This window comes from Psychrobacter vallis (genome assembly GCF_904846715.1).
GTDB lineage: Bacteria > Pseudomonadota > Gammaproteobacteria > Pseudomonadales > Moraxellaceae > Psychrobacter > Psychrobacter vallis.
This window is the reverse complement of the sequence record NZ_CAJHBU010000004.1, coordinates 15,003-38,296: the sequence shown is the minus strand read 5'-3', so window position 1 is coordinate 38,296 and position 23,294 is coordinate 15,003. Positions and strand designations below refer to the sequence as shown.

Sequence of the window (23,294 nt, the reverse complement as noted above, 5' to 3'; positions counted from 1 at the left end):
ATATATGGTTAGGTTGGCCGCATTATTACTAATAGGCTTGTTTGCAGGTAACGCTAACGCCTCATGCTTTGGGTCTGATACTCTTTATTCGTGCAATGATCCGCAATCTGGTAATAACTATCAGATTAATAAGATGGGCAATACCACTTATATGACGGGTAATAATCCGCGAACTGGTAGCACATGGAGCCAAACATCAAATACTTATGGCAGTACGACGTATCAAAGCGGCAGTAGCTCAAACGGTAATACATGGAATCAGACGATTCAGGATAATGGCGCTATTGGGACAACGTATTCTGGCACCGACTCGAAAGGGAATTACTATAGTAAGACTTGTACACGGTTTGGGTGTAATTGATTTAGCTAGATTTAGCTGCCATAATACCATTACTGTTAGATTGTATAAAAAAGCAAAGGCCTTGCTTTATGTGCACAGCAATATAACAGATGACTAACAAAGCGTTCGTATGAGGCGTAAACTCAACTAGACTATGTAGCTCAGCATGGTAGAGCAACACTGTACTAAGAGTGACAAGGTCGTAGGTTCAAATCCCACCATAGTCGGAACGCCCATCTATTAACTTAGATGGGCTTTTTTGCGTTCACGAAAAATAGCAAGATGTTATAATAATTCTATTAAATAAGGAGTTGTTTATGGCTAAAATCAATTACAAGTTAGTATTAAGTGTGACTGACTGCGATTTAATTATGGATAACAATAAAGTCATACTAAAGGAAATGAATGAAGTTATGCTGTCACAAACAGACGATATCGGTAGAAATGCTGTGGCTCGATGTATGGCAATGGTTGTATCAAACTTTATGTATGCCAATGATGAGAAATTCAGACTATCCATAGAACCTCGCGAATAAAGCCCAAACAATAAAATAGAAAAAGCTCGCAGAAGCGAGCTTTTTCATTTGCGTTCATGAACGCAAATGAACGCAAAAGAACGCAAAATTTGAGAGAAGTGAGAGAAAGAATGAGAGAGACTTACATTGTAACTGAACTTCTAGGAATCCTCGGTAGTTGCTCTAAACACGTCTAAACCACGCCAAAAGCAAGACGTAAAAACGCCGCCGATAGGAGTAATATCGGCGGCGATTGTGGTGCAATACCTTGATAGAGATTTACGGGTATCAATCGGATGACTCATGCGAGGAGGTAATAACGTATAAGGAATCGCATATCATCTGCCAGTGTTCATCATGTCATCACACCGCTGGCTGGCAATGTCCGCTCTATCTGTAAACAGCCCTAGCGACTAGGGTTTACACCTCAAGGAATATATCAGGTAATACAGAATAGTATAACATAACAATTTAACTTGAAAGTTTTAATTCATATAGATAGTCTGCCCATGCCTGCAACATTTCACGCCTTTCATCTAAAAATATAGTTCTATTGTAGGCACGTCCGTGCATATCACGAACATTATGGCCAAGTTGCATCTCAACCAGGCTTTCGGGGAATTTAAGCTTCTCTACAATCAAAGTTCTGGCAGTCGCACGAAAACCGTGTATAGTCTGCTTAGTACCATCATAACCAAGGCGCTTTAAAGCTTGGTTCATTGTGTTTTCTGACATAGGTTGTACAGTCGTATGCACAGCAGGGAATAGATATTTACTGCGAGTATGTAGAGACAGCTCGCGTATCAGCTCAATTGCTTGTCTTGGTAGTGGCACAATAAGAGATAAGCCTGTCCTACGTTGCGTTTTTCGAGGCGTAAACGTCCAAGTACCCTCGTCTAAACAAAAGTCATTCCATAGAGCATAACGTAGCTCGCCAGCCCTCACAAACAGCATAGGCATTAACTTGATAGCAGTCCTAACTTCAAACGATCCTTGGTAGTCATCGATAGCATTTAGCAGTACACCCAACTCTTTTGGATCGATAGTGGTAGGGTGGTGTTTTGTCACTGGCACTTGTAACGCGCCTATCAAGTCTTGAGTAATATCGCGCTCACATCTAGCAGTCTGTACACCATACCTGAATACTTGACCAGCCATAGTACGCATCTTAATAGCCGTCTCTAAGTAACCTTGCGCTTCAGCACTTCGGCAAGCGTCCAGCACATCGATAGGCTTGATATCTCTAATAGGTGTATCGCCAATAAACTTATTTAATCGCTTCAACTGCCTGTGGTTATTGGCTGTCGTTGACTTGGCTATGTGCGTTTTTCGGCTCATATATTCTTCTGCTATCGCTGAAAAAGTATTGTTTGACTGCAGCAATTGCTCGCGCTCGTCATCTACCCTTTGTTGCTGGGGATCAACACCTTCAGCCAATAAAGCGCGTATTTCTGATCGTTGCTGCCGTGCTTGCGCAAGTGATATGTCAGGGTAAAGCCCAAGCGTGATAGTTGCTCTCTTTTTGCTGATTGGTCTAATATAATCTATGCGCCATGACTTAGCGCCTAGCTTGCTGACATATAAATACAAGCGCCCACCGTCTGCCAACTTATAAGGCTTGTCTTTTGGTTTGGCTTGCTTGACTTGTGAATCTGTAAGCGGCTTAACTGATATTGACATTTTGACGGTATCCTGTTTGACGGCATTGAGTGATACCGTCTATGATACCGTCATTTAACAGATAGATAAAGACAACTAAAGAAAGCTATAATAAGCTAAACAACAAAAAACCCTACAACCAAAGGGCTATAGGGTTCTAAAGTAAGCTAAAAGTATATTATATGGTGCGCCCACCAAGACTCGAACTCGGATCGATCGCTTAGGAGGCAACTGCTCTATCCTGTTGAGCTATAGGCGCATTATGGAGTGACATTGTAGAAAAAACCCGCTATAAAAGCAATCAGCAAAATCTAAATAAAAACAATTTATGCTCACTCGCCGTTGCTAAGGGCGTCAGCAACATCTACAGAAGTATCGCCCGATACTTGTTTTGCTTGTGATGTGGGATTAAACAAGTCGTTTACGCTGTTTTTATAACCCTCGATATTATCGTAATCGTATTTTTTTAATATATCTTGGCCTACGCTTGAAACCAAAAAATTGCGGAAATTGATCGCCGCTGTATTGTCTGTCAAAATTACGCCTTCAAGCGCTTGCTCATCTTTTAATGCATAGCTAAAAGAATTCAGTGTGCGTGTCTCTGTACTACTGTTTTTAGCTTTTCCGGCTTCATTGTCTATAGTGTTGCCATCAGCGTTATTGGTATCTGCTTCTTTTTGACCAACTGCTTTTTGAGAATTTTTTAGTTCTGCTTGTAATGGCGCAAGACGTTCTGTGGTTAGAGTGTCATTAGCGACAATCATGTCTGTGCCCACCCCAACGTTTGAGTGCTCACTCTTGCTAGCAGTGTTATTTGGCAAGGTTAAAAGCGTAGTAGCAGGGACGTAGTTGGCCATTACTTGTACGTTAGGATAGCGAGACTCAAAGCTGACGATGACTTCATCTAATGGCGCTTGTAAGTTTTCTTCGATTTGCACATATAAGACACTTTTGGAGACGGTTTTTTCGGCATCGCCCTCGGTCATGGCCGTGGGCTCGTTTTGGTTTGCCATGATAGGCAGAGGATCTATATTTTTACGATTGTGAATCCATAACCAAGTAAAGACAGCAATGACGATTAGTAGCAGTAGTAAAGCTAACCCAGCCAGTAGCAGCTTGTAGTCTTTCATATATTACCGATCTTCTGTTAGTTCGTTTATTTTAAGAGTGAAATAAAATGCTTTATGTGACTGAGTCTAATTCTACAGTGATACTAAGCTTAAGCTTAAAGCTTTTGATGCAGCACTTCATCGGCCAAATCTGCTAGCATTTTTGCAAAGACATCGGTTTCTGTAGATGGCGTCATTGGCTGCTCACTACTTTTTTGACCCGCATTTTCGTTAGCATTGGGTGCGTCAGGTTGATAGTTTGAAGGGGAAGTGGGCAGATTGTCAATGGCTTTCGCGGAGGCGGTCGCTTGATGCGCTGCCAGTGGGGATTGACCTGTCGTAAGTTTGTCTTTAAGCCATTTAAAACCATGTGTTTCCCACCATGCCTCAAAGCGTGGTAATGGACTGCCACGTAAGGCAACAGGGAAATTTAACGTTCGTAATTTTTGTGCTAATACAGGGTCTTTAATGGTTTGGCGACTACTAAGGTAAAGCGCACTGCTCTCACCAGTATAGAGCCGCCTGTTCTGCCATGATCTATCATCAATTTTCATACGCGGCAATTGCCATAATTCACCGCGATAGTAAACAACATATAAACGTTGTTCAGGATGAATAAAAATGGCATCAATGGGGCGAAAAGGCATAGTATTAAGTCATCTCGTTGGCAAAAAAGTGAGGTGCTAACGATAAAGGGTAAGCGTTGATTTATCAAAAACGCCCACCTTATCCTCTCTTTTTTTAATATGGATAGCATCACAATGTAATCATGGTGGCGATATAATCATGGCACAAAGCGACACTGACTGTCGCAAGGTATTATAATACTGGCGTCTCTACTAGTAAACGTTCACTTTCAATGGCACACTGATAACCAGCGCGCCTTGTCAGCGTTATCAATTTTTTACATCGATTGAATTGAGGACACGCCCTATACTGTTCTTCAAAGTTGTCATTATATTAGCAGAAATGTAGCCTAGTGACGACTGGCAAACATGTATTGGTGAGTGTCGTAAGCAGCTTGATTTTTACGTTTATCAAGGCCATCAAGCACAGATGCTTTTAACTGATCAACCGATTTCATTTAGCGCGTGCTTATCCAACTTCCTATGCTGTTACTTCAATTTCTATTACCTTAATCAGATTATCCGCTATGTTTACCATTATTCAGTCGCACCGTACCGAAAAACTCGTTGATCAATTGCTTGTGCAATATAAGTCAAAGAATCAATCTGTGTTCGAGCCTTTTATTGTCATTGTGCCCTCAATGGTATTGGGTGACTGGTTGGACAAGACGATTGCCAGTCGTGCTGGCATCAGTACGTTGGTGCGTACCAAATTTTGGGGTCAGTATCAGTGGACGCTGATGCAGGACGTGCTAAGCCGTCACAATGCCTATTTGTTAGAGCATAACCCTGAGATAGCCGTTTTGAATGTGCCTGAAGTTGCCGTATTATCACCAACAGTGATGCAGTGGCGACTGTTTGGATATCTGACTTATTATCAAGAGTTGATTGTCAAAAATGAGGCACATCCAGTATATCCACTACTGGCCTCTTTGATTGATGAGCCACAAGAAGGGGTGAGGCAAGACGTTCTACAATCAGACACGGCACAACTAGATAAGCCGCAACAAGATGCGCGTATTTGGCAGCTGGCAAGTGATTTGGCCAGAGTATTTAACCGCTACTTGACTCACCGTGAGGATTGGCTGGCATTATGGTCACATCATCAGCCGCTTAACGTAGATGCTTTGATAGCAGATAAAGACGCGTTGTCTCTGCGCTTTGATAAGTATGCGCGCGCTACGCCTGAATGGTTGGTAGAACATTATGTGGAGCTGGAAGCTGCGCAGCGATTCTTGTGGTCGCACTTGTTTGCCGATGTTCATCAGCACCGTGTGAGCATTGAGGACAACTTTTGGTCAGCTTTGAAGCACAATAAAGCAAATGAGCGTGAGCAATTGCCCAAGGTATTGCGCATTTTTACCATTCAACAATTGCCTCAGACCGAGCTTGATTTTTTACAGCGCTTATCGCAATACATGGACATCACCTTATTACACTATAATCCCTCGAAGCTGTTTTGGGCAGATATTGTCGACAAATCGTGGTTACAGCGTCAACAAATCATCAATCCTGAAAGCGTATTTTTACGTGATTATGGTCACAGTTTGCTGTCACGTTTGGGAAAACAATCTCGCGATACCTTTGCCATGCTTGCCAATCTATCAGGTAATGAGCAGTACCAAGAGGCACTTGTAGAGTGGCAAGATAATTTTGATGATGGGTTTGGTGATGAGGCAGGTGAAGGTGTTGTTCATAATGCCTACGATATTGATGACAATACTTATCAGCATACGCAAAATAGCCCAAGCTTATTGCGACGTTTGCAAAACGATGTGTTGATGCTGGATGAGCAGTCGACACAACAGGCAACAGCGGGAAAAGTGTCAGAGGCAGTTAGCCAGCAAATCGAGTTGAGCTTTGAACAAGAAGCGTCAGACACGCCATGGTACGACGATGAGGTGCTAGAAAATAAACGCTTTGAAAAGGATCGTTTTTGGGCGATATCATCGCAAGATAATAGCCTAAGCATTCATTCGTGCCACAATTTACAACGCCAGCTTGAAGTATTGCGTATCATGATTGGACGTTGGCTAAATGAACCTATCAAAACCGGTCAGAAAAAACACCATATATCCGACATTGTGGTTTTGCTACCTGATGTTGAGCGCCATCATGCGCTCATTGGCTCTATTTTTGTCAGTGGTAAAGGTCAAGATGGTCTGACTCTACCTGCAAAGGTAACGGGTGTTGTCGATACTGATATTCGTCAGTTATGGGAAGCGATTATTGGGTTTTACAAATTGTTAGGCAGTCATAGCGCCCGTTTTGAAGCAGCTGAGGTCTTAGACTGGCTGATGTTGCCTCCTTTGTTTGAAAGCTTTGGTCTGACTCATGAGCAAATGAGCCGTGGTTGCGATTTGTTGGTAGAGGCGGGCTTTATCCGCAGTTTTGATGAGCGACACCTTAAGCAAACCTTAGACGCTAATGACTACGACTATCGCTTTAGTTTTGCCCAAGCATTAGACAGATTGGCCTTAGGATTAGTGATGCCAGAGGCCAGTTTGAGTGATTGTTTATATCCTTTGCATGAGGATGACTGGGCGAGTACGGCAATGCCTGAGATGAGTTTGCCATTACCACAGGTGAGCCTCAATGATGCGATGATTGTTGAAGCCCTTAGCCGTATCTATGTAGGTTTGGTTGAACGACGTGACGATCATACCCAACGAATGAAAGCGGAAGACTGGTTGGATCAGATTGAGACGCAAGTGATCCATCGCTACTTTGGCGATGTCGATCAAACTCGTACGATGCGCGCCATATATAATGCTATGAATGGCTTTAAATCAAGTTTGCGAGCCAATCGTCATTATAGACAGTACTCTAGCGGTGATAGCGCCAATAAGGAAGTTGAGCAAAGGCTGGCAGGCGTTGAGCAATTGCCATTAAAACTGAGCTTTATGCTAGACAGTATCGAAGACGAGCTAGAAAGTCAGCAAGTCAGTGCTGAGCCAACAGGCGTGATTACGTTTGGTCGATTTGGGGCGCTTAGGAACGTGCCTTTTGAATTAGTGGTGATGCTTAATATGGATCTCTCGGAGTTTCCTGCACGTGACCGTGATAACCGATATGATTTGATAAAAGCCACCAATGCTCGCCGCGGTGATAGAGTCAGTGAAGATGATGACAATGGCGCATTTTTGGATGCGCTGCTATGCGCACGTAGCGCGTGCTGGATATTTTATAATGGTCAAAGCCTGACGGATATGCATGAGCACTTGCCAGCCAATCCTGTCAATGAGTTGCTACAATTCTTACAAGGTGAGGTACAGTGGCAAGTAAATTCGCTTGAAACCTTACCTGAAAATATCGATCCAACGACTGAGAGCCTCAAACGCTATTTACCTAAGCTGATTAAACAGTGGTTGGTGACTGAACATCCAGCACTGCCTTTTCATCGCAGTCTGTTTGAGACAGACGTTGAAGATGACATATTTGAGCAGGAAAAACAGACCAACCTATCCAATCTTAGTGTTAATGAGAGTCAGTCTACTGCTGATGCTCAGAATAATAACGCCGTCACGGTATCTGATGAGCTAGATACTTTATTAAATAAAGCCATGCGTAAAACCAAATTGGCACAGAAAAAACAATTTCCCCCCGCGCCGTTATGGCAAGCCGTGTTTGATACCCTAAGCGGTAAGATAGCTAGCAAGCACACGCAATTGGTTGGCTTACCTAATAAAGCGCAATACGAAGTAATCGCTACGATGCTTGGTCAAGGCTTGGGTCAATTGGGGGAAATAGATGAGCAAACTTTGTCTGTATTGGCTGATATGTTAGCACTAGAGGGTTCTGTTGATGTCAATGACGCGACTAAAGTGTCTGCCCCAACTGTGTTTGATAGCGTATTTAACATTGGGGAGATAGACATTGAAGGGGGATTGGTCTATCAAGTACGTCACCCTGCCAAAGCATTTTTACGTACTCAGAAGGTGCATGTGGTACAAGGCGAAGAAGCGATGGCGCACCAAGAGCCGTTATTTTTGGATAACCTGACGACTTATCAGATTAAAGAGCATTTGATCCAGTCATTAGTTGCCGATGCAACCGAGCCAAGTAATGGCAATACGGCTATTGAAAATAACAACGCCACTATGATGTATCAAAAAATGATACCGGCAGGGGTGGCTCGCCAAACCACCATACCTAACCAAAAGCAAAAGCTACAACAGCAATGTGCCGAATTTAGAGAGCAATTGATGGCTAATGGCTTCGATGATATCGATATGGGTAGTGGCTATAGAGAGGGGTTAGAGAGTAATGGTTTACAGATGCTTACCCCAACGATAGAAAAGCCTATTGAAGTCAGAGATGTGGCAACACTCTTAAATGATAGCCATCATCACTCAGACAGAGACTTAGACCGTCAGGTAACAACAGAAGCATGGCGTAAATTGCTGCCTGCCTCTATTAAAATAAAAGGCTCAGTACCGATATTAGTGCCAATATCAGCACCATTATCAGTATCGCCAGATATCCATAATATAAATGCTCATAACCAATTGAGCCTGTCTTATGCTGAGCAATCGCCCAAGCAGTGGTTGAATATCTTACCGAACTCTGCCAGCCCCAGACACTTACTCAAGTTTTGGTTGTCGCATTTATATTGGCAAGTGGCCAGACGTACCACTACTGAACAAGTGGCATTGAATGATGGTGTCAGTATTTGGCGCTTTAATAAAGCCAGCTCGCAAGTGGATACCTATAAAAATGCGATGACATTTAAGCTAAGCCCCATTGTGTATGAAGATGCGGTCATTGAGCTGATTAAGTGGGCGATTTTTGGCAACCTGTCAGGTCAAGTGCCGATTACGCTACTGCCTGAGTATGCACTCAGTTACCTTGGTAAGTGCGCAAAAGCTGAAGAAAATGAGAGTATAACTGAGCGCTATTGGCCAAAACGAGCAGATTTTTCTGATTGGCTAAGACCCAGTTATTATTCAGATACGATATACGATACTTGCTCACAGCATGCCATTTGGCAATACGTATTGCGTGATCAAGATGCCTTTCAAGCTTTATCAGGGGCATTAACCACCTTGGCGCAACCATTGTATGAGCCGATGTTTACGGCATTAAGTGGTTTAGATAATTAGCTAGAAAGGCTAACGCCTAGTTTATTTCGCTTAGTTTCTTTTGACCTCACAGATTTTGACCTTGTAGATAATAATGAAAAGTATTCGCCTATATGACAGACTTTAGTGACACAACTGATATCTCTACACAACCGCATTTATTTGATGAGTATTCAAATGAATTTGATGATTTGACTTCGATGGCTGAGCCTAAGGCAGAGGCGACACCAGCAGTGGACGTCGAGTTAACGGGTAAGCACCTTATCGAAGCCTCAGCAGGGACGGGCAAGACGTGGACGCTAACTGGTATTGTGCTGCGTCTGCTGATTGAAGCACGGCGCGCGCCAGAGCAAATCATTGCCACGACTTTTACGCGAGCAGCTGCAGCGGAGATGCGTCAGCGTATTCATGATCGTTTGGTAGAGTTCTATCAGCTTCTACAATGGGTTAATAACCTGAGTGCGAATACCAACAATAAAGACAGCTTATATCCCAATATATTGCAGGTAACGCCTGACAGTGACGATAACAACAAGGATAAACAAGCAGATAATGACTCAAGTATTGATTTAAACGCTCAGACAGACATTGATGCGTTCAATCAAGATCTTGACCATGACCAACAGGCGGCTAAGGAAAAGCGCGCACAGGTAAGAAAAGCGCGTGACGAGTGGCTAGTTACTCAGGCCGAATATGTACGCTTAGATAAAATTATGCAAGATCCGGTGAATCTACACTTGGTCGGTTATTTATTAGATCATGTGTATAGCTACCCAATGGCGGAGGCGCTTCGACGCACTGCACTGGTACTAACGACACTGGACAAGCTCTTCGTCGGTACGCTCGATAGCTTGGCGCAAAAGTGGTTGACCGAATACAGTAGCGAGACTGGTCACCAGCAAGGCATGGCCATTATCGAAGACAGCAGCATTGAGCAAGTGACCGACAGTATTATTCATGATGAGCTGCGCCAATTTCAAAGCCGCTTGTATCATGAGCAGCCCAAACTGTACGCACTGATGGATCAGCAAGGCAATCTGACAGCAGTGAGCGACCATAAAAAGTTTGTTTCTCGTTCGCTTAATTTTATTTCCGCGCCGATTGATGAGATAAAGCTGGATAAAGACTTTGACTTTCATACGTATGAGCAGCTTATTGCTGAATTTACTCAGTTAGATTTGGCAGATATCCAGCCGTATTTGAATCCTGATTATAGAAAGTCGCAAGGATTTCGTGGTGGTTCTAACTTAACTAAACAGTTTGATGCCCTCGTTGAGGTACATCAAAAGATAGCAAAATATCAGTTGGCATTTAATAGTTATTTAAATGAGAGCGAACGTAAGATTTTGACTTCATTACAGGATGCTAGATATCCAGATGAAGACGGGAAAATTAAGAACTTCAATAAGAATAAAGAGAAAGAGCATCAGACGCTTTTTGAATTGGAGACCATTAGCAAGTTAATGACGCTTTTAGATATGGTTGAAGGATTAAATCAGCATATTGTTCTGATATTAGCCAATCTTAACCGTCTCATTGTGCTTGCCGTACGTGATAGATTGCCAGTGATTTTAGAGGAACGAGGGGAGACGACCTTTAGCTTACAAATGGTGCGTTTAAATCAAGCATTAACAGGACGACAAGGCCATAAGCTGGCACGTTATATTCGCCATCATTATCCAGTAGCATTGATCGACGAGTCGCAAGATATCAATGGTGAACAAGCCATTATGATTGAAAGCATTTATTTGCCAAAAAATAAGCGAACACAAGAGGAAAAAGATAAACCGTCAGGGTCTAGTAAAACCAATCGTGAGTTTTTGCTATTGGTGGGTGATCCAAAGCAGGCCATTTATGGGTTTCGTGGTGGCGATGTGGCCAACTATAACTATATGAAAGCCCAGTTTGATACCAGCAGTCGTTGGACGCTTGATACCAACCGTCGCTCAAATGCTGGTGTGATTCATGCACTAAACTGCTGGTTTGGTATGCCAACGGTAACAACTGATAATAATAAGTTATCGCAGCTGGGTAGCGGTATTTATTACCAGTATATCAAAGCAGAAAAGCTAGAATATGAATTGTCTTGGTTTAAGTATTTAGACATACTAGGCAATAACTTGGTGACAGAGGTACTCTCTGCTCAGCCAGTGAGCGTATTGCACTTGCCTAGTGGTAAAGACGTCGAGCTTGAGTACGATGAGCATGAAATCACCGCGCGTCATATTGCCACTTTGCTAAGCAGTGGTCAGACACTAAAAGGTAAAGCCATCCAGCCTAGCGATATTGGTGTGCTGGCACGTGCCAAAAAAGATTTAAAACGGGTTGAAGATGAATTGGTGAAATTGGGTGTGCCGACTTTGACCACCAGTGATGTCAGTATCTTTGAAACCATTATGGCAGAAGATGTTGCAGCACTGCTTAGCGCCATGCTATATCCGTATCGCCATGACATGATCAATCGGGTATTGACCAGTCATCTCTATGGCCTTAGCATCAAAGACGTTAAAGCGATGATGACGGACCATGAATCAGGCATTGTCGAGGCCAGCAGTACAACACTTGCTCATTCAAAAAATGCGTCAGCAATCGACAATAAAAAAAGTTATCAAGACTTTATTACCTACCTAAAAGAAGGGGCGCAGCGTTGGCAGCATTTTGGCATATTGTCGGCGTTACATTATCTATTGGACAAAAGCCCTTTGCAGCCACAAGGTGTTTGGCAATCTTTGGCGGCTCACACTGAAGGCGATCGGCATATCATGGATCTGCGCCATTTAATGGATGTATTGGCGCAGTACGGCACAGGCATGGGTGAGCATGAGTTGCTGGCTTGGTTCAGACAGCACATAGATGCCGCGCCCAATAGCGATTGGGCCAAGCAGTATCCGCTACCGACAGAGTCTGGTGTGCAGCTTATGACCATTCATAAGTCAAAAGGACTTGAATTCCCCATTGTCTATGTACTGGGTATGGGTGATGCCAGTAGAAAGTCTGGCAATAAAGAAAGTTACGGGTTGTATTTATACAATGCCGCACAAGCCCCTTCTGCGATGCTGCAGCAATCACTACAAAATCAATTAACTGGCAATCAGCGCCGCTTCTCACCACTACAAGGCTCTGCCACCACCGACGATTACTACACTGATATCGAGACAAATGAGGGTTTTGATGAATTGCGTAGGCTTGGTTATGTGGCATTTACGCGCGCCAGTGAGCAACTCTATGTAGTGCTGCAAGAACCGAAAAAAAATGTAAATTCTCACTTAAAACCGGTGTTTTATTGGTTTGACTCGCCAGAAGCAAATTTTGAATTGCCTGATAGGCTAAAAGGCACGATAGGCATAATCAGAGGGCATAAAGTCAATGAGTTCCATAATGACAACTATGGGAGTCATGCCAACCCAGCAGATTTAACCGATGCGACTCAGCTTACTACGACCAAACCCATGACAGAGACTATTGAGTACGATGCTTTTTCAAAGGTCATGAAAACCAACTACTTTTATGGCTGGGCCAAGACCAGTTTTACCGCGCTCGCCCGTCAGTTGGATGAATCCACACAAGCGATGGTGATAGTGGATGAGCGTATTGATGACGCCATAGATATTGACCTGAGAAACACATCCGCTTCGGCTGAGCCATTATCCAATAGCAGTGAGCCTTTTGAAGACGGCCATAAACTAAATTTCAAGTTGGAAGATGATATCCGTTTTGCCTTTGTTAAAGGGGCGAATGCTGGTACATTTTTGCACGAGATATTTGAAAAAATTGATTTTACCAATAAATCGCAGTGGTCTGGGGTGATTGATAGAGCGGTTAATAGCTATCAGTTGCCGCTGGTCTATAGCAGTGCCGAGCAGCAAAGCCGTCGATTACAAGGACAAGAGGGCGGAACAGTTGGCCTCATTGAACCTGATTCGATAGATACGACGAAGCATGACGCATTGATCAGTTGGATTGAAGAGGTGATACATGCGCCATTATTGGCATCCAATCAACCTTTACGTTCTCTTAGCGCCAGTCAGCGGTTTGCTGAATTAGAGTTCAATATGGGATTGTCAGAGCAGTTCAAAGCACAGGATATCAATAAGCTGTTTCAACAATATCTGCCTAATGACATAGACAAACACGTCAATCTGGTGCCACAAAATAAAACGCATTATCGTTATTTGCGCGGCGAAATTGACTTAGTATATGAGCACGCTGGCAAGTATTATGTGGTCGATTACAAAAGTAATTTCTTAGGAAATAGCCTAAGCGATTATGATGAAAATACGCTAAAACAAGCCATGTCAAAAGCAGGATATTGGTTGCAGGCAGCCATTTATCAAGTAGCGTTGCATCGGTTTCTCTCCATGAGAATTCAGGATTATGCAGGTAACGAAGATAAGTATCTAGGTCCTGTAGAGTATGTGTTTTTACGTGGCGTATACGATCCATGTTCCCAAGCAGGCGATAACTTATCATCTAATAGGAGGGAGCCTGATGGTAGCACAGCACATGATAACCGCTATGGACTGGTGACTTGGGATATCCCAATTGATTTTATTAAAGAATTAGACACGTTATTTGGCCTACCTGATTCGTAAGTGCTAAATACAAATTAGCCATCCAAAAAATATTCTATCGATGAAGCAGATCAACATAGAGACAAGCATACAATGAGTAATGACAATAAAAGCAAAGCAGCGATTGGCGTACAAGAAAGCTGGGCCAGCAATATCAGTGACTACATTCTATTGCGCCGTCAGCAGACGTATGCAGCGTATCACGCAACACATGCCAAAGCTGACACCAACAGCGATCAAATCGATAAAGCAGAAGGCAACAATTTATTCACTGCTTTTTTCGTTATGTTAGCGACACATTTAGAAGAGGGGCATACGGTATTAACCATTGAGGAAGCTGCGGATGAAGTACCGTTGCAAGGCCAAATCAATAATGAGATCGCTGCGCTATATGGGTGGCAACAAGCATTATTAACAATGCTAGCAACACCAATCTTTGCCTTGATACAACCCCAGATGAACACGCAAGTAGAAGATGATTCGGCAACTGACATATCACTATTTGTTTTGCTCGATACTTTATTTGATAAGGGAGGTCAGCTTTGGACGCAACTTGCCCTTGGTAATCACGAAAAGGAGATGCTAAACAAGCGCTTTACGACGATTGTCAGCTTATACCAACTACTAAAAAATACAGATTTAAATTTTTTCCTAGATTTGGTCTATCAACATGCTTTATTCGCAGAAGTTGACAATAATATTGCTAAACAAAATAGCCTAAGTAAAAGCAATCAACCTATTGTCTATGAAGAAACTGAAAATCAAAAAGAATCAGCAGTATCGATAACTTTTTGGCTACATCGCTCTTGGCAAGCGGAGTTTAACCTAGCAAAGCATATCAGTACTATTTTAAATCAGCCCATCACCCCTCTAAAATTATCAATACCTAAACATTTAAACGAGCAACAAATAAAAGCCATTAACGTGGCCAACAATAATGCATTCAGTATCATTACTGGCGGTCCAGGCACAGGCAAAACCTATACTGTCGCCCAGCTCGTTATTGCGTTACAGCAAGCCACAAAGAGTAGGGATGCGCAGCAAGAGAGCATTAGATTCAGTACAGATAGCGCAAGCCTAGCGCTCGCAGCACCGACTGGTAAAGCAGCACAGCGAATGCAAGAGTCTTTGCAAGCGGCTCTAGATGCATCAGACGTTAAAATGCAATTACAAGAAGCCAAAACCATCCATCGCTTACTGGGAATTGGTCGAACGGGTAGACCGCGTTATGATGCCACTAATCCATTGGGTGAGGACATCATTATTATCGATGAAGCGTCAATGCTCGGTGTTGAATTGGCCAATTATCTTGTTAGCGCCGTAAAGCCGGGTGCAAGGCTGATACTGTTGGGAGATGCCAACCAGTTAGCAGCAGTAGATGCAGGAGCAGTACTGGCTGATTTGTGTCGTATTCCGATATTGCAATCTATTCATGCAGAGCTACTCGAAAGCCGCCGTTTTAGCGCAGAATCGGGCATTGGTAAACTTGCGAATCAAATCAATCAAACACAGGTAGATACCCAACAAATTTGGCAACTGTTGAAACAAGATGATGCATTGAGCTTTCAATACGTGAACACCTTGCAGATAGACGAGATTAATAATAACAAGATAAAAAATAGCCTAAGCAAAGAAAAAAATATTTTAAAAATAGCCAAAAACTACAATCCCTACATAAAAAAAATTAAAAACCTGCTAAGAGATCCAATAGAAAAATCCGTGCCAGAATTGGTAAATTCAACAGTCACCTCACTAGTGGAAGTATTTAACCAGTTCAGGGTTTTAAGTGCTGGTCATAATGGCGAATGGGGTGATCACTATATCAATAATTATCTGACCCAATGGCACCTTACTGAACTTAAGCTACCACTGGGTCAGAACACATGGTTTCATGGTCGTCCTGTTATGGTTCTACAGAATAACTATGAGCTAGGATTGTTTAATGGCGATATTGGTTTTTGTTTGCAGACAGGAGACGAAAGAGGTCGATTGGAAGTATTTTTTGAGAATAAAGCGCAAGGTATCGCTGTCAACCTGCTAAATGAAGAGGTAATTGCTACCGCATATGCGATGACCATTCATAAGTCACAGGGATCTGAGTTTGATCATGTTGCCATTACTTTTGACAATAGTCATGCCAGATTGCTCAGTAAAGAGCTTATTTATACAGCAGTGACACGGGCTAAAAAACAAGTGACCATCTATAGTACAAAATACGCGTTTGAAAAAGCGGTTCAGACGCCAACTGAACGCCAAACTGGCTTGACGTTGCAATTTGAAAACTTAATAGACAAGTATTAAGAAATATAAAAAGAGGACTAAAGTTGCATACCTTTGATACTGTGCTAGAGCATATTAATAAAGTTATTTATAATCCTAACCAATTGACTATTACTTCAATTAAGGAGGAAAAACAAAATCTAGAATATGCTGCTGGTACATTTGAGTTAATCAACAAATTGACTGTTAAAACAGTTAGATTCAGAGTAGCTAAGAAAACACCTACCAAAGTAGGGCAGTTTGTTACTTTTTGGGAAAAGAATTCCAAAGGTATTAATCAACCTTTTCAATATGATTCATCACCAGACTTATTAGTAATCACTACATTTAAAGGTAACCATATATTTGGGCAGTTTGTTTTTCCAAAAAATGTCCTACTTAGACATAATATTCTTAAGTCTGATTTTACAAAAGGTAAGATGGGTATAAGGGTATATCCTAGTTGGGATAAGCCAACCAGTAGTACTGCTTTAAAGACCCAAAGTTGGCAGCTCGATTATTTTTTCATGGTTAATGATAAAAGCATACTGCCTATAGAAAAAATAAGAGCATTGTATGAGTAGCAAAACTAACAGTAAGTGTAAAATCCAAACGCAAAAAAAGCATCCGACTTGGATGCTTTTTAATATAATAAGAAGATAAAGTTTATTAACGTTAAACTTTGTCTTCTTTAATCGCATAGATACCCGGCAAATGACGCAAGTAACCATGGAAATCCATGCCGCAACCATACACATAGCGATCTGCAACATTGATACCGACAAAATCAACTTCAAAATCTGCCACTTTGCGGTCATGTTCTTTATTAAGTAGAACACAAGATTCGATTGTTAACGGCTTTTCTTTACTCAATTCTTCGACGACTGCTTTTAACGTGATACCTTCATCAAAAATATCATCAATCAGCAATACATGCTCACCAGCAATATTGACATCAGGCTTGAATTTCCAATCAAGCTCATTCGTACCTTCATTATCGCGATAACGTGTTGCATGGATATAATGCATACGATGATAGAATGTCAGATGAGTCAATAACTGACCGGCTGGGATAAGTCCACCGTTCATAACGACCATAACAATAGGGTTCAAACCAGCATAATGCAAGTTAAGCTGGGCGGCAAGACGCTCATAAGCAGCAGCGACTTCAATACTGCTGATAAGGCACTCTGAGTTGCGCAGGGTTTTTTCTATTTCTTGATTACTAATTTGGGTCATGAGTTGCGCCTTCGATAAAAGTGCTGCCTATTTTAGCAAATTTTAGTAAATTTGCCCAACATTACGTTTCTGATAAGCATAATAATATTTATTACTCTGGTTTTTCTACGATAAAAGGACGGTAATAGTTTGCTAAACGATTCAATGAACGATCTGGTAAGTCTGGCAGCAGCTTGTTAAGTGCCATACTCATGCCTTTATCGATGGCGGCTTTGGCAACGGGTACCGATTTACGTTTAATCATACCAAGCTTAAGCGTTTCGGCGTAACGACTGATAAAATGCGTCAAGGTCGCTTCATTCATCGTTTCAAGCGCTATTTTAAATGGCTTGGTATCTACGTGCTCAGGCGTGATGGCGGCAAAACCTTCATTGATGATTTTTGCATCGCCTTCAGATAACTTAAAGCCCACGCGTTTTATACCGTCATTATCAATAAAAGTCGCCTGATCTCTTAAAAAATGAAAGCTGGGAAGCACTTCTTCGTTATTTTCTTTGCCAAGTAAGATATTGAGTAGCGTGTCTGTCGCCCGTTCAACCGTTATCACCACTTTACGCATGGCAGCTTGGCGTTCAGGGTTTGGAATAATCTCAACCAAGCCAACCAATAAATTATCGATAAGATCACGCGCAGTTTGATGGGTCAGTGCGTCACGATAGGGGTAATAATCTACTTTTTCATTCGATGCAACGACTTGTTCGGCTTCAGTGATGAGTGCTTCTAACTTGTCTGAAGGTACGAATCCAAAATAATGTGCCATTATACTTCCTTTATTTGTTTTTTTAATGCCTCACCAACGTTACATCCATCGTCAAATCGGTTACTATTTCAACAGAACACCAAACAAAGACTCACCATACTCAATGCAAATAAGTGATGCCGCTTAGTTATAAAATGTAAGGCTTGGTTGAATAGTGATTATCTTGCAGGATTTTTATGACTTACCTAACAATCGATGAGATGAGTCACTCATGGCACACTAATTTAGCATATTTTTGATATTTTGATTTAAAAAGCTTGAACTTATAAGGCTATCTACTACTTATCTAGGGAGAGATAACATGAATAGTGCTATTGTACTGGTGTTTGGCGTTGCCGCCATGCTTTGCGGCTATGTATTTTACTCAAAATTTATCGCCACCAAAATTTTGGCGTTGGACAACAGTCGTCCCACGCCAGCGCATACGATGAAAGATGGGGTCGATTATATCCCCACCAATAAATATGTATTATGGGGACATCATTTCACATCGGTGGCAGGAGCAGCACCGATTATCGGCCCTGCGATTGCGGTCATTTGGGGCTGGGTGCCTGCCATCATTTGGGTGGTCTTGGGTACTATTTTTATGGCTGGTGTACACGACATGTCAGCCATTTGGGCGAGTATGCGTAATAGAGGCCAGTCGATTGGTTCTATTGCTGGTACGGTCATGGGCACCCGTGTTCGCAGCTTGATGATGGTTGTTATCTTTTTATTACTACTGATGGTAAATGCTGTATTTGGCGTTGCTATCGCCAATATGATGATAAAAACCCCATCTGCTGTATTACCGGTTTGGGGCGCTTTAGTGGTTGCCTTTATTATCGGTCAGTGTATTTATCGCTACAATATGAATTTGGTTTGGGTATCCATTATTGGGGTAAGCGCGTTATACGGACTTATCTACTTGGGTCCCATGTTCCCTATTGTGTTACCTGAGACGGTCTTTGGCTTACCAGATAATGCAGTATGGATTCTCATATTATTTGGCTATGCGGCGGTCGCTTCCTTATTACCAGTTTGGATGCTGTTACAACCGCGCGACTATATCAATGGTCTGCAGTTGTTTGTTGGTTTGATCTTATTATATGCGGCTATTTTTATCGCAACACCCGACATTGTCGCGCCAGCTATCAACCATGATCTACCTATCGGTACGCCGTCACTTATGCCACTGCTATTTGTCACGATTGCTTGCGGTGCTATCTCAGGGTTTCATGGGTTAGTGGCGACGGGAACCACTTCCAAGCAGATTGATAAAGAAGAAGATGTGCGTTTCGTTGGTTACTTTGGTGCCTTTGGTGAAGGCATGCTGGCACTTGGTGCAATTCTCGCTGCCACCGCAGGTTTTGCGACTCTTGGCGATTGGCAAGCGGTTTATCAAAAATTTGGCGACGGCTCCATTGGTGCCTTTATTGACGGTGGTGCTACTATCCTAAGTGCAGGTGTTGGCATTGATATGGTACTAGCACAGACGATGCTGACTGTAATGGCTGCATTGTTTGCAGGGACTACGATGGATACTGGTGTACGCTTGCAACGTTATATTTTCCAAGAATTCGGTGAGTTTTATAACCTGCCAGTATTGAATAAAAGCGTGGTCGCAACGTTACTTGCCGTCGGAACTTGTCTACTGTTGGCGTTTGGCGCTGGCGGTATTGATGGTGCGGGTGGTATGATCATTTGGCCACTATTTGGTACGACCAATCAGCTCATGGCAGCCTTAACATTGATGGTCGTAACGGTCATCTTGTTGCGTAAAGGTAAACCAGTCTGGTATACCTTAGCGCCATTATCGTTCTTGTTGGTTATGACAGTCTTTGCGCTATTGATTCAGCTCAAAACTTTTTACACAGATGGCAATTGGCTGCTTATCATTATGGATATCATCATTTTGATAGCAACGGTCTTAGTGACATTTGAGAGTCTATCGGTACTGCGTAAAGAATGGTCATTGCACAAAGGCAAGAGTGATGTCTAAAACCTAAGTATCAGCACATAATAGGTATCAGGAAATAAGTCACCTTCAAATTGCATTTCTATCAAAAACGCCAGCCGCAATCGCTGGCGTTTTTTGTCTCATATAGGCATGATAGATAATAAGCAAAATATGAGTAAGCTATGGAAAATATAAGTACATCAAACGATACAAAAAACACTCAACCGTGGTGGCAACGGTTTACGGCTGGGCTGAATGAGTTTTATCATGCGCCTTATCGCCAAACGATGGCACGTGCCGCACGTGATGAAGAGGATTTTTTTATGCTACTGATGTTTGCCGAAAGCTTGGGAATTGACAATCCTGCCAGCTTTTATACGTTAGAGTTGCAGCCATTGTTTCTAGAAAATTTTCATGAATGGCACACACGAATGGGTATGGACAGGTGTCCTTTTGACCATGTTGGCTGTTGTTAGTCAGATCAATATAAAAAAGAGTCCCGAGAGAGACAAAATGAGACTGAGATAAATTTTTAATGAAGAAATGAGAGACAAGTATGGCGTTATATCCTCTGGACGCATTAGTGAAACAACTCACCACGCAACCGATTATATTTATCGGTGGTAAAGGCGGGGTAGGTAAAACCACGACGGCCGCTGCACTTGCCAGCTATTATGCCAGCCAGCAGCAAAAGACCTTGATAGTCTCAACTGATCCAGCACACAGTTTGGGCGATGTACTGAATATACGTTTAAATAACGAAAAAACTGCGATAACGCCTTATCTGGATGCCATTGAGCTAAATCCTGATGTTATCGTTGACAAGCATTTTGCACAGGTTGAACGTACGATTAAAGCTTATGCCAATCCAGACATGATGCCCAAAATTCGTGAACACCTACGACTATCAAAATCAGCACCTGGAGCGCAAGAAGCGGCGATGCTCGAATCTATGTGTCAGCATTTGGTCACGGCAGCAGATGCCAATTACGAACATATTATTTTTGATACAGCACCGACGGGTCATACCTTGCGGTTACTCGTACTGCCAGAGATGATGGGTGCATGGACAGATGGTCTATTGTCTCAGCAGCGACGACAAGCAAAACTGCGGTCGGTGGCGACGCATTTGGACAGTCACAACCAAAAACAGACCGCGCCAAAACATGATGTAGCCAATCCGTTTGCCCCAAAAAAAACGGATCGCTGGGAGCAAGCAGTATCTGTGCTAGAAAAACGCAAGCAGCTGTTCCGTCAGGCAGGGTTACTGCTTCATGATCGAGCTCAGACAGCGATTGTATTGGTGATGACCGCTGATGTGTTGCCATTGGCCGAAACCAAACGGGCGATCGAGCAATTAGAAGACAGTAAACTCACCCCCGCAGCAATCGTTATCAATCAGCTGATATCACCCACTCAGTCCGATGAGTTTTGGCGTCATCGTGCTCAGCGCCAGCAGCAACTGATGCAAGATATCGAGCAAAATTTTACGGATTATCCACTCTATCCCATTTATTTACAGCAAACAGATGTACGCGGCACAGAGGCACTGAGTGCTTTATTACATTCCGTGCCATAAAGAACCAAAGCACAAAGCTAAACTGAAAGCTAAACTGGTCGTTGACAGCAATTTGCAATTACGATTCTTGCTTATATGATTGTAATTTACCTGACAGCGACCATGCCATGTCTGCTCGTAGCAATTGTGCTTGCTCGGATTTGCCACTACTGAGCGACGACCATTGTGGTTTGCCGCGGGCTTTTTTTAGCTCACTTGGTAATTTATGCGGTGGCCACACAGTAATGGGATGTTTTTCCTTACTCACATCGTCATCATTGAAAGTTTCAAAGCTGTTTTTCTCGCCTTGATGTCCTTTATACAACAGCTGAGTGGCATCTGTAGCAGCATGACCGCGATGGCGTAAGGCCGTGAGTAAATCTATCGACCGAGTGGCCAAAAGGGTCAACGTAGCAGGGTCAATATATAAACGTTTTACCCCAGTAATCTTATCGGCAATACTACTGGTGTTAGATAACAAACCACCTGCGATACCGCCTATCGCCGCGCCCAATCCCAATGTCGTCCCCAATGCTGCTGCATCAATGCCTAGCCCTAATAATGCACCGGCGGCAGCACCAGAAGTGGTACGAATGCCATAGCTTTTAAGGAGTTCAGGATCAAACGGATCTTGCTGATATGCTTGCAATTCAAGCGGGGTCGCTGCCACTGCATTGTCATAGAACTTGTATAAATTGAGCAAACCGTGCTGCATCGTGCGCTCACTTTGCCGAACGGCTTCTTGCATTTGCTGCAAAACGGGCATCGGGTCATCGTCTTCACCAATCTCGCGCACAAAGGCCGCCACATTTAATAAAAAATCAGCAATGATAATATGGGCTTCGTCATACAGCTGTGCCCAATTTTCGGTACGCCGCGCCATAAGCTGTTCCAGCATTTCAGAGTGGGTGAGCATAGTGGCTAGGTTTTTCCATAGCCGCATCTCATCTTCAAACTCAAAAGCCACCGAGTCAAAGCGCGTCGAGATATGTAGATTTCGTCTTGCCAGCATGGTCTGCCACTCGTCGATATTGGCATCCTGACTGTCAGTAAAATTAAAGACAGGCATAACGGGTATTGCTGCCCATGACAAAATCGCCAACTCATCTTTATACTTACCCAATACAGGCTCTCGAGCATCTACCACGTAGATGGCCATATCACTTGCCAACAACTGACGAATCACTTTGGCTTCTTGGCTATAGTCATCGCCCTGCAAGTCATAACCCTGAGAAGCAACACTGGCTGCACCTTGGGCAATATCTGACGCCAAAAACTGCTGCAAGCGCTCGATTCCATCACGGCGACTGGCGGTATTGTCTTCTAGCCAATCCATAAGTCCTGAGGCGTCTTCTAAACCGGGAGTATCATACAATGCCACCAACACTTCACCTGTTTGACTGTCTGTCAACCGTGCTTGCTCGACGTGGCGCGTGGTTGCGGCTTCGTTTTTTACTTCACCAAAATAGACATCACGTAATAGAGTACGCAGTATTGAGGTTTTACCAGTATTGGTATGACCGACGACGGCCAATTTGAGCGCTTCACCACTGGCAATGGTTTTTTTGGTCATGTTTTTCATTGTATCTGATGTTGATATCTCAGTTGATAAGTTTTGATTACCCTCCGTGCTATCTT

At 42.9% G+C, this 23,294-nt stretch carries 15 protein-coding genes and 2 tRNA genes; 10 read left to right on the top strand and 7 right to left on the bottom strand.

The annotated features are described in order from the left end of the window. The first annotated feature begins 4 nt into the window (after positions 1 to 4). The 3 genes from JMY02_RS03715 to JMY02_RS03705 all read left to right on the top strand — a co-directional run bounded on the left by JMY02_RS03715 (position 5) and on the right by JMY02_RS03705 (position 876). Positions 5 to 361: a hypothetical protein gene (locus JMY02_RS03715; protein ID WP_201595296.1), complete on the top strand. Its 357-nt coding sequence runs from the start codon at positions 5 to 7 to the stop codon at positions 359 to 361. A gap of 129 nt (positions 362 to 490) precedes the next feature. Beyond that, a tRNA-OTHER gene (locus tag JMY02_RS03710) sits at positions 491 to 567 on the top strand. A gap of 90 nt (positions 568 to 657) precedes the next feature. After that, positions 658 to 876: a hypothetical protein gene (locus JMY02_RS03705; protein ID WP_201595294.1), complete on the top strand. Its 219-nt coding sequence runs from the start codon at positions 658 to 660 to the stop codon at positions 874 to 876. 450 nt (positions 877 to 1,326) lie between these two features. On the opposite strand, the gene JMY02_RS03700 is transcribed toward JMY02_RS03705, so the two are convergent. The 4 genes from JMY02_RS03700 to JMY02_RS03685 form a co-directional block, all read right to left on the bottom strand. After that, entirely contained in the window at positions 1,327 to 2,535 is a 1,209-nt protein-coding gene (locus JMY02_RS03700; RefSeq protein WP_201595292.1) for a tyrosine-type recombinase/integrase, read from the bottom strand. Between the two features lie 162 nt (positions 2,536 to 2,697). Further along, positions 2,698 to 2,773, bottom strand: a tRNA-Arg gene (locus JMY02_RS03695). Between the two features lie 73 nt (positions 2,774 to 2,846). Then, positions 2,847 to 3,644 (bottom strand): hypothetical protein, encoded by a 798-nt coding sequence (locus JMY02_RS03690; RefSeq protein ID WP_201595290.1) that lies wholly within the window; start codon positions 3,642 to 3,644, stop codon positions 2,847 to 2,849. Positions 3,645 to 3,739: 95 nt separating this feature from the next. Beyond that, complete coding sequence (locus JMY02_RS03685) at positions 3,740 to 4,270, bottom strand: hypothetical protein (protein WP_201595288.1); 531 nt, start codon at positions 4,268 to 4,270, stop codon at positions 3,740 to 3,742. A gap of 506 nt (positions 4,271 to 4,776) precedes the next feature. Here JMY02_RS03685 and JMY02_RS03680 point away from each other — a divergent pair. The 4 genes from JMY02_RS03680 (at position 4,777) to JMY02_RS03665 (ending at position 16,744) form a co-directional block, all read left to right on the top strand. Beyond that, the gene (locus JMY02_RS03680; protein ID WP_201595286.1) at positions 4,777 to 9,351 is read left to right on the top strand and encodes an exodeoxyribonuclease V subunit gamma; all 4,575 of its coding nucleotides are present in this window, start codon (positions 4,777 to 4,779) and stop codon (positions 9,349 to 9,351) included. 92 nt (positions 9,352 to 9,443) lie between these two features. Continuing rightward, complete coding sequence (locus JMY02_RS03675; protein WP_201595284.1) at positions 9,444 to 13,922, top strand: UvrD-helicase domain-containing protein; 4,479 nt, start codon at positions 9,444 to 9,446, stop codon at positions 13,920 to 13,922. A 72-nt stretch (positions 13,923 to 13,994) separates the two neighbouring features. Further along, positions 13,995 to 16,202, top strand: a complete 2,208-nt coding sequence (gene recD, locus JMY02_RS03670; protein ID WP_201595283.1) for an exodeoxyribonuclease V subunit alpha — start codon at positions 13,995 to 13,997, stop codon at positions 16,200 to 16,202. Between the two features lie 23 nt (positions 16,203 to 16,225). Beyond that, the gene (locus JMY02_RS03665; RefSeq protein WP_201595281.1) at positions 16,226 to 16,744 is read left to right on the top strand and encodes a MepB family protein; all 519 of its coding nucleotides are present in this window, start codon (positions 16,226 to 16,228) and stop codon (positions 16,742 to 16,744) included. A gap of 91 nt (positions 16,745 to 16,835) precedes the next feature. Here the strand turns inward: JMY02_RS03665 and JMY02_RS03660 are convergent, their stop codons facing one another. Continuing rightward, on the bottom strand, positions 16,836 to 17,399 hold the full coding sequence (locus JMY02_RS03660; RefSeq protein ID WP_201595279.1) for a hypoxanthine-guanine phosphoribosyltransferase: 564 nt from the start codon (positions 17,397 to 17,399) through the stop codon (positions 16,836 to 16,838). A 91-nt stretch (positions 17,400 to 17,490) separates the two neighbouring features. After that, positions 17,491 to 18,159, bottom strand: coding sequence for a hypothetical protein (locus tag JMY02_RS03655; protein WP_201595277.1), 669 nt, complete (start codon positions 18,157 to 18,159; stop codon positions 17,491 to 17,493). 301 nt (positions 18,160 to 18,460) lie between these two features. Here JMY02_RS03655 and JMY02_RS03650 point away from each other — a divergent pair, with 301 nt between their 5' ends. The 3 genes from JMY02_RS03650 (at position 18,461) to JMY02_RS03640 (ending at position 21,677) form a co-directional block, all read left to right on the top strand. After that, positions 18,461 to 20,140, top strand: a complete 1,680-nt coding sequence (locus tag JMY02_RS03650) for a carbon starvation CstA family protein (RefSeq protein WP_201595275.1) — start codon at positions 18,461 to 18,463, stop codon at positions 20,138 to 20,140. 140 nt (positions 20,141 to 20,280) lie between these two features. Next, positions 20,281 to 20,574, top strand: coding sequence for a cory-CC-star protein (locus JMY02_RS03645; protein WP_201595273.1), 294 nt, complete (start codon positions 20,281 to 20,283; stop codon positions 20,572 to 20,574). Between the two features lie 80 nt (positions 20,575 to 20,654). Continuing rightward, positions 20,655 to 21,677 carry an ArsA family ATPase gene (locus JMY02_RS03640; protein ID WP_201595271.1) on the top strand — a complete coding sequence of 341 codons (1,023 nt, stop codon included), beginning with the start codon at positions 20,655 to 20,657 and terminating at the stop codon, positions 21,675 to 21,677. Between the two features lie 58 nt (positions 21,678 to 21,735). On the opposite strand, the gene JMY02_RS03635 is transcribed toward JMY02_RS03640, so the two are convergent. Beyond that, positions 21,736 to 23,238 (bottom strand): DUF3482 domain-containing protein, encoded by a 1,503-nt coding sequence (locus JMY02_RS03635; RefSeq protein ID WP_406947723.1) that lies wholly within the window; start codon positions 23,236 to 23,238, stop codon positions 21,736 to 21,738. Positions 23,239 to 23,294: the final 56 nt, after the last annotated feature.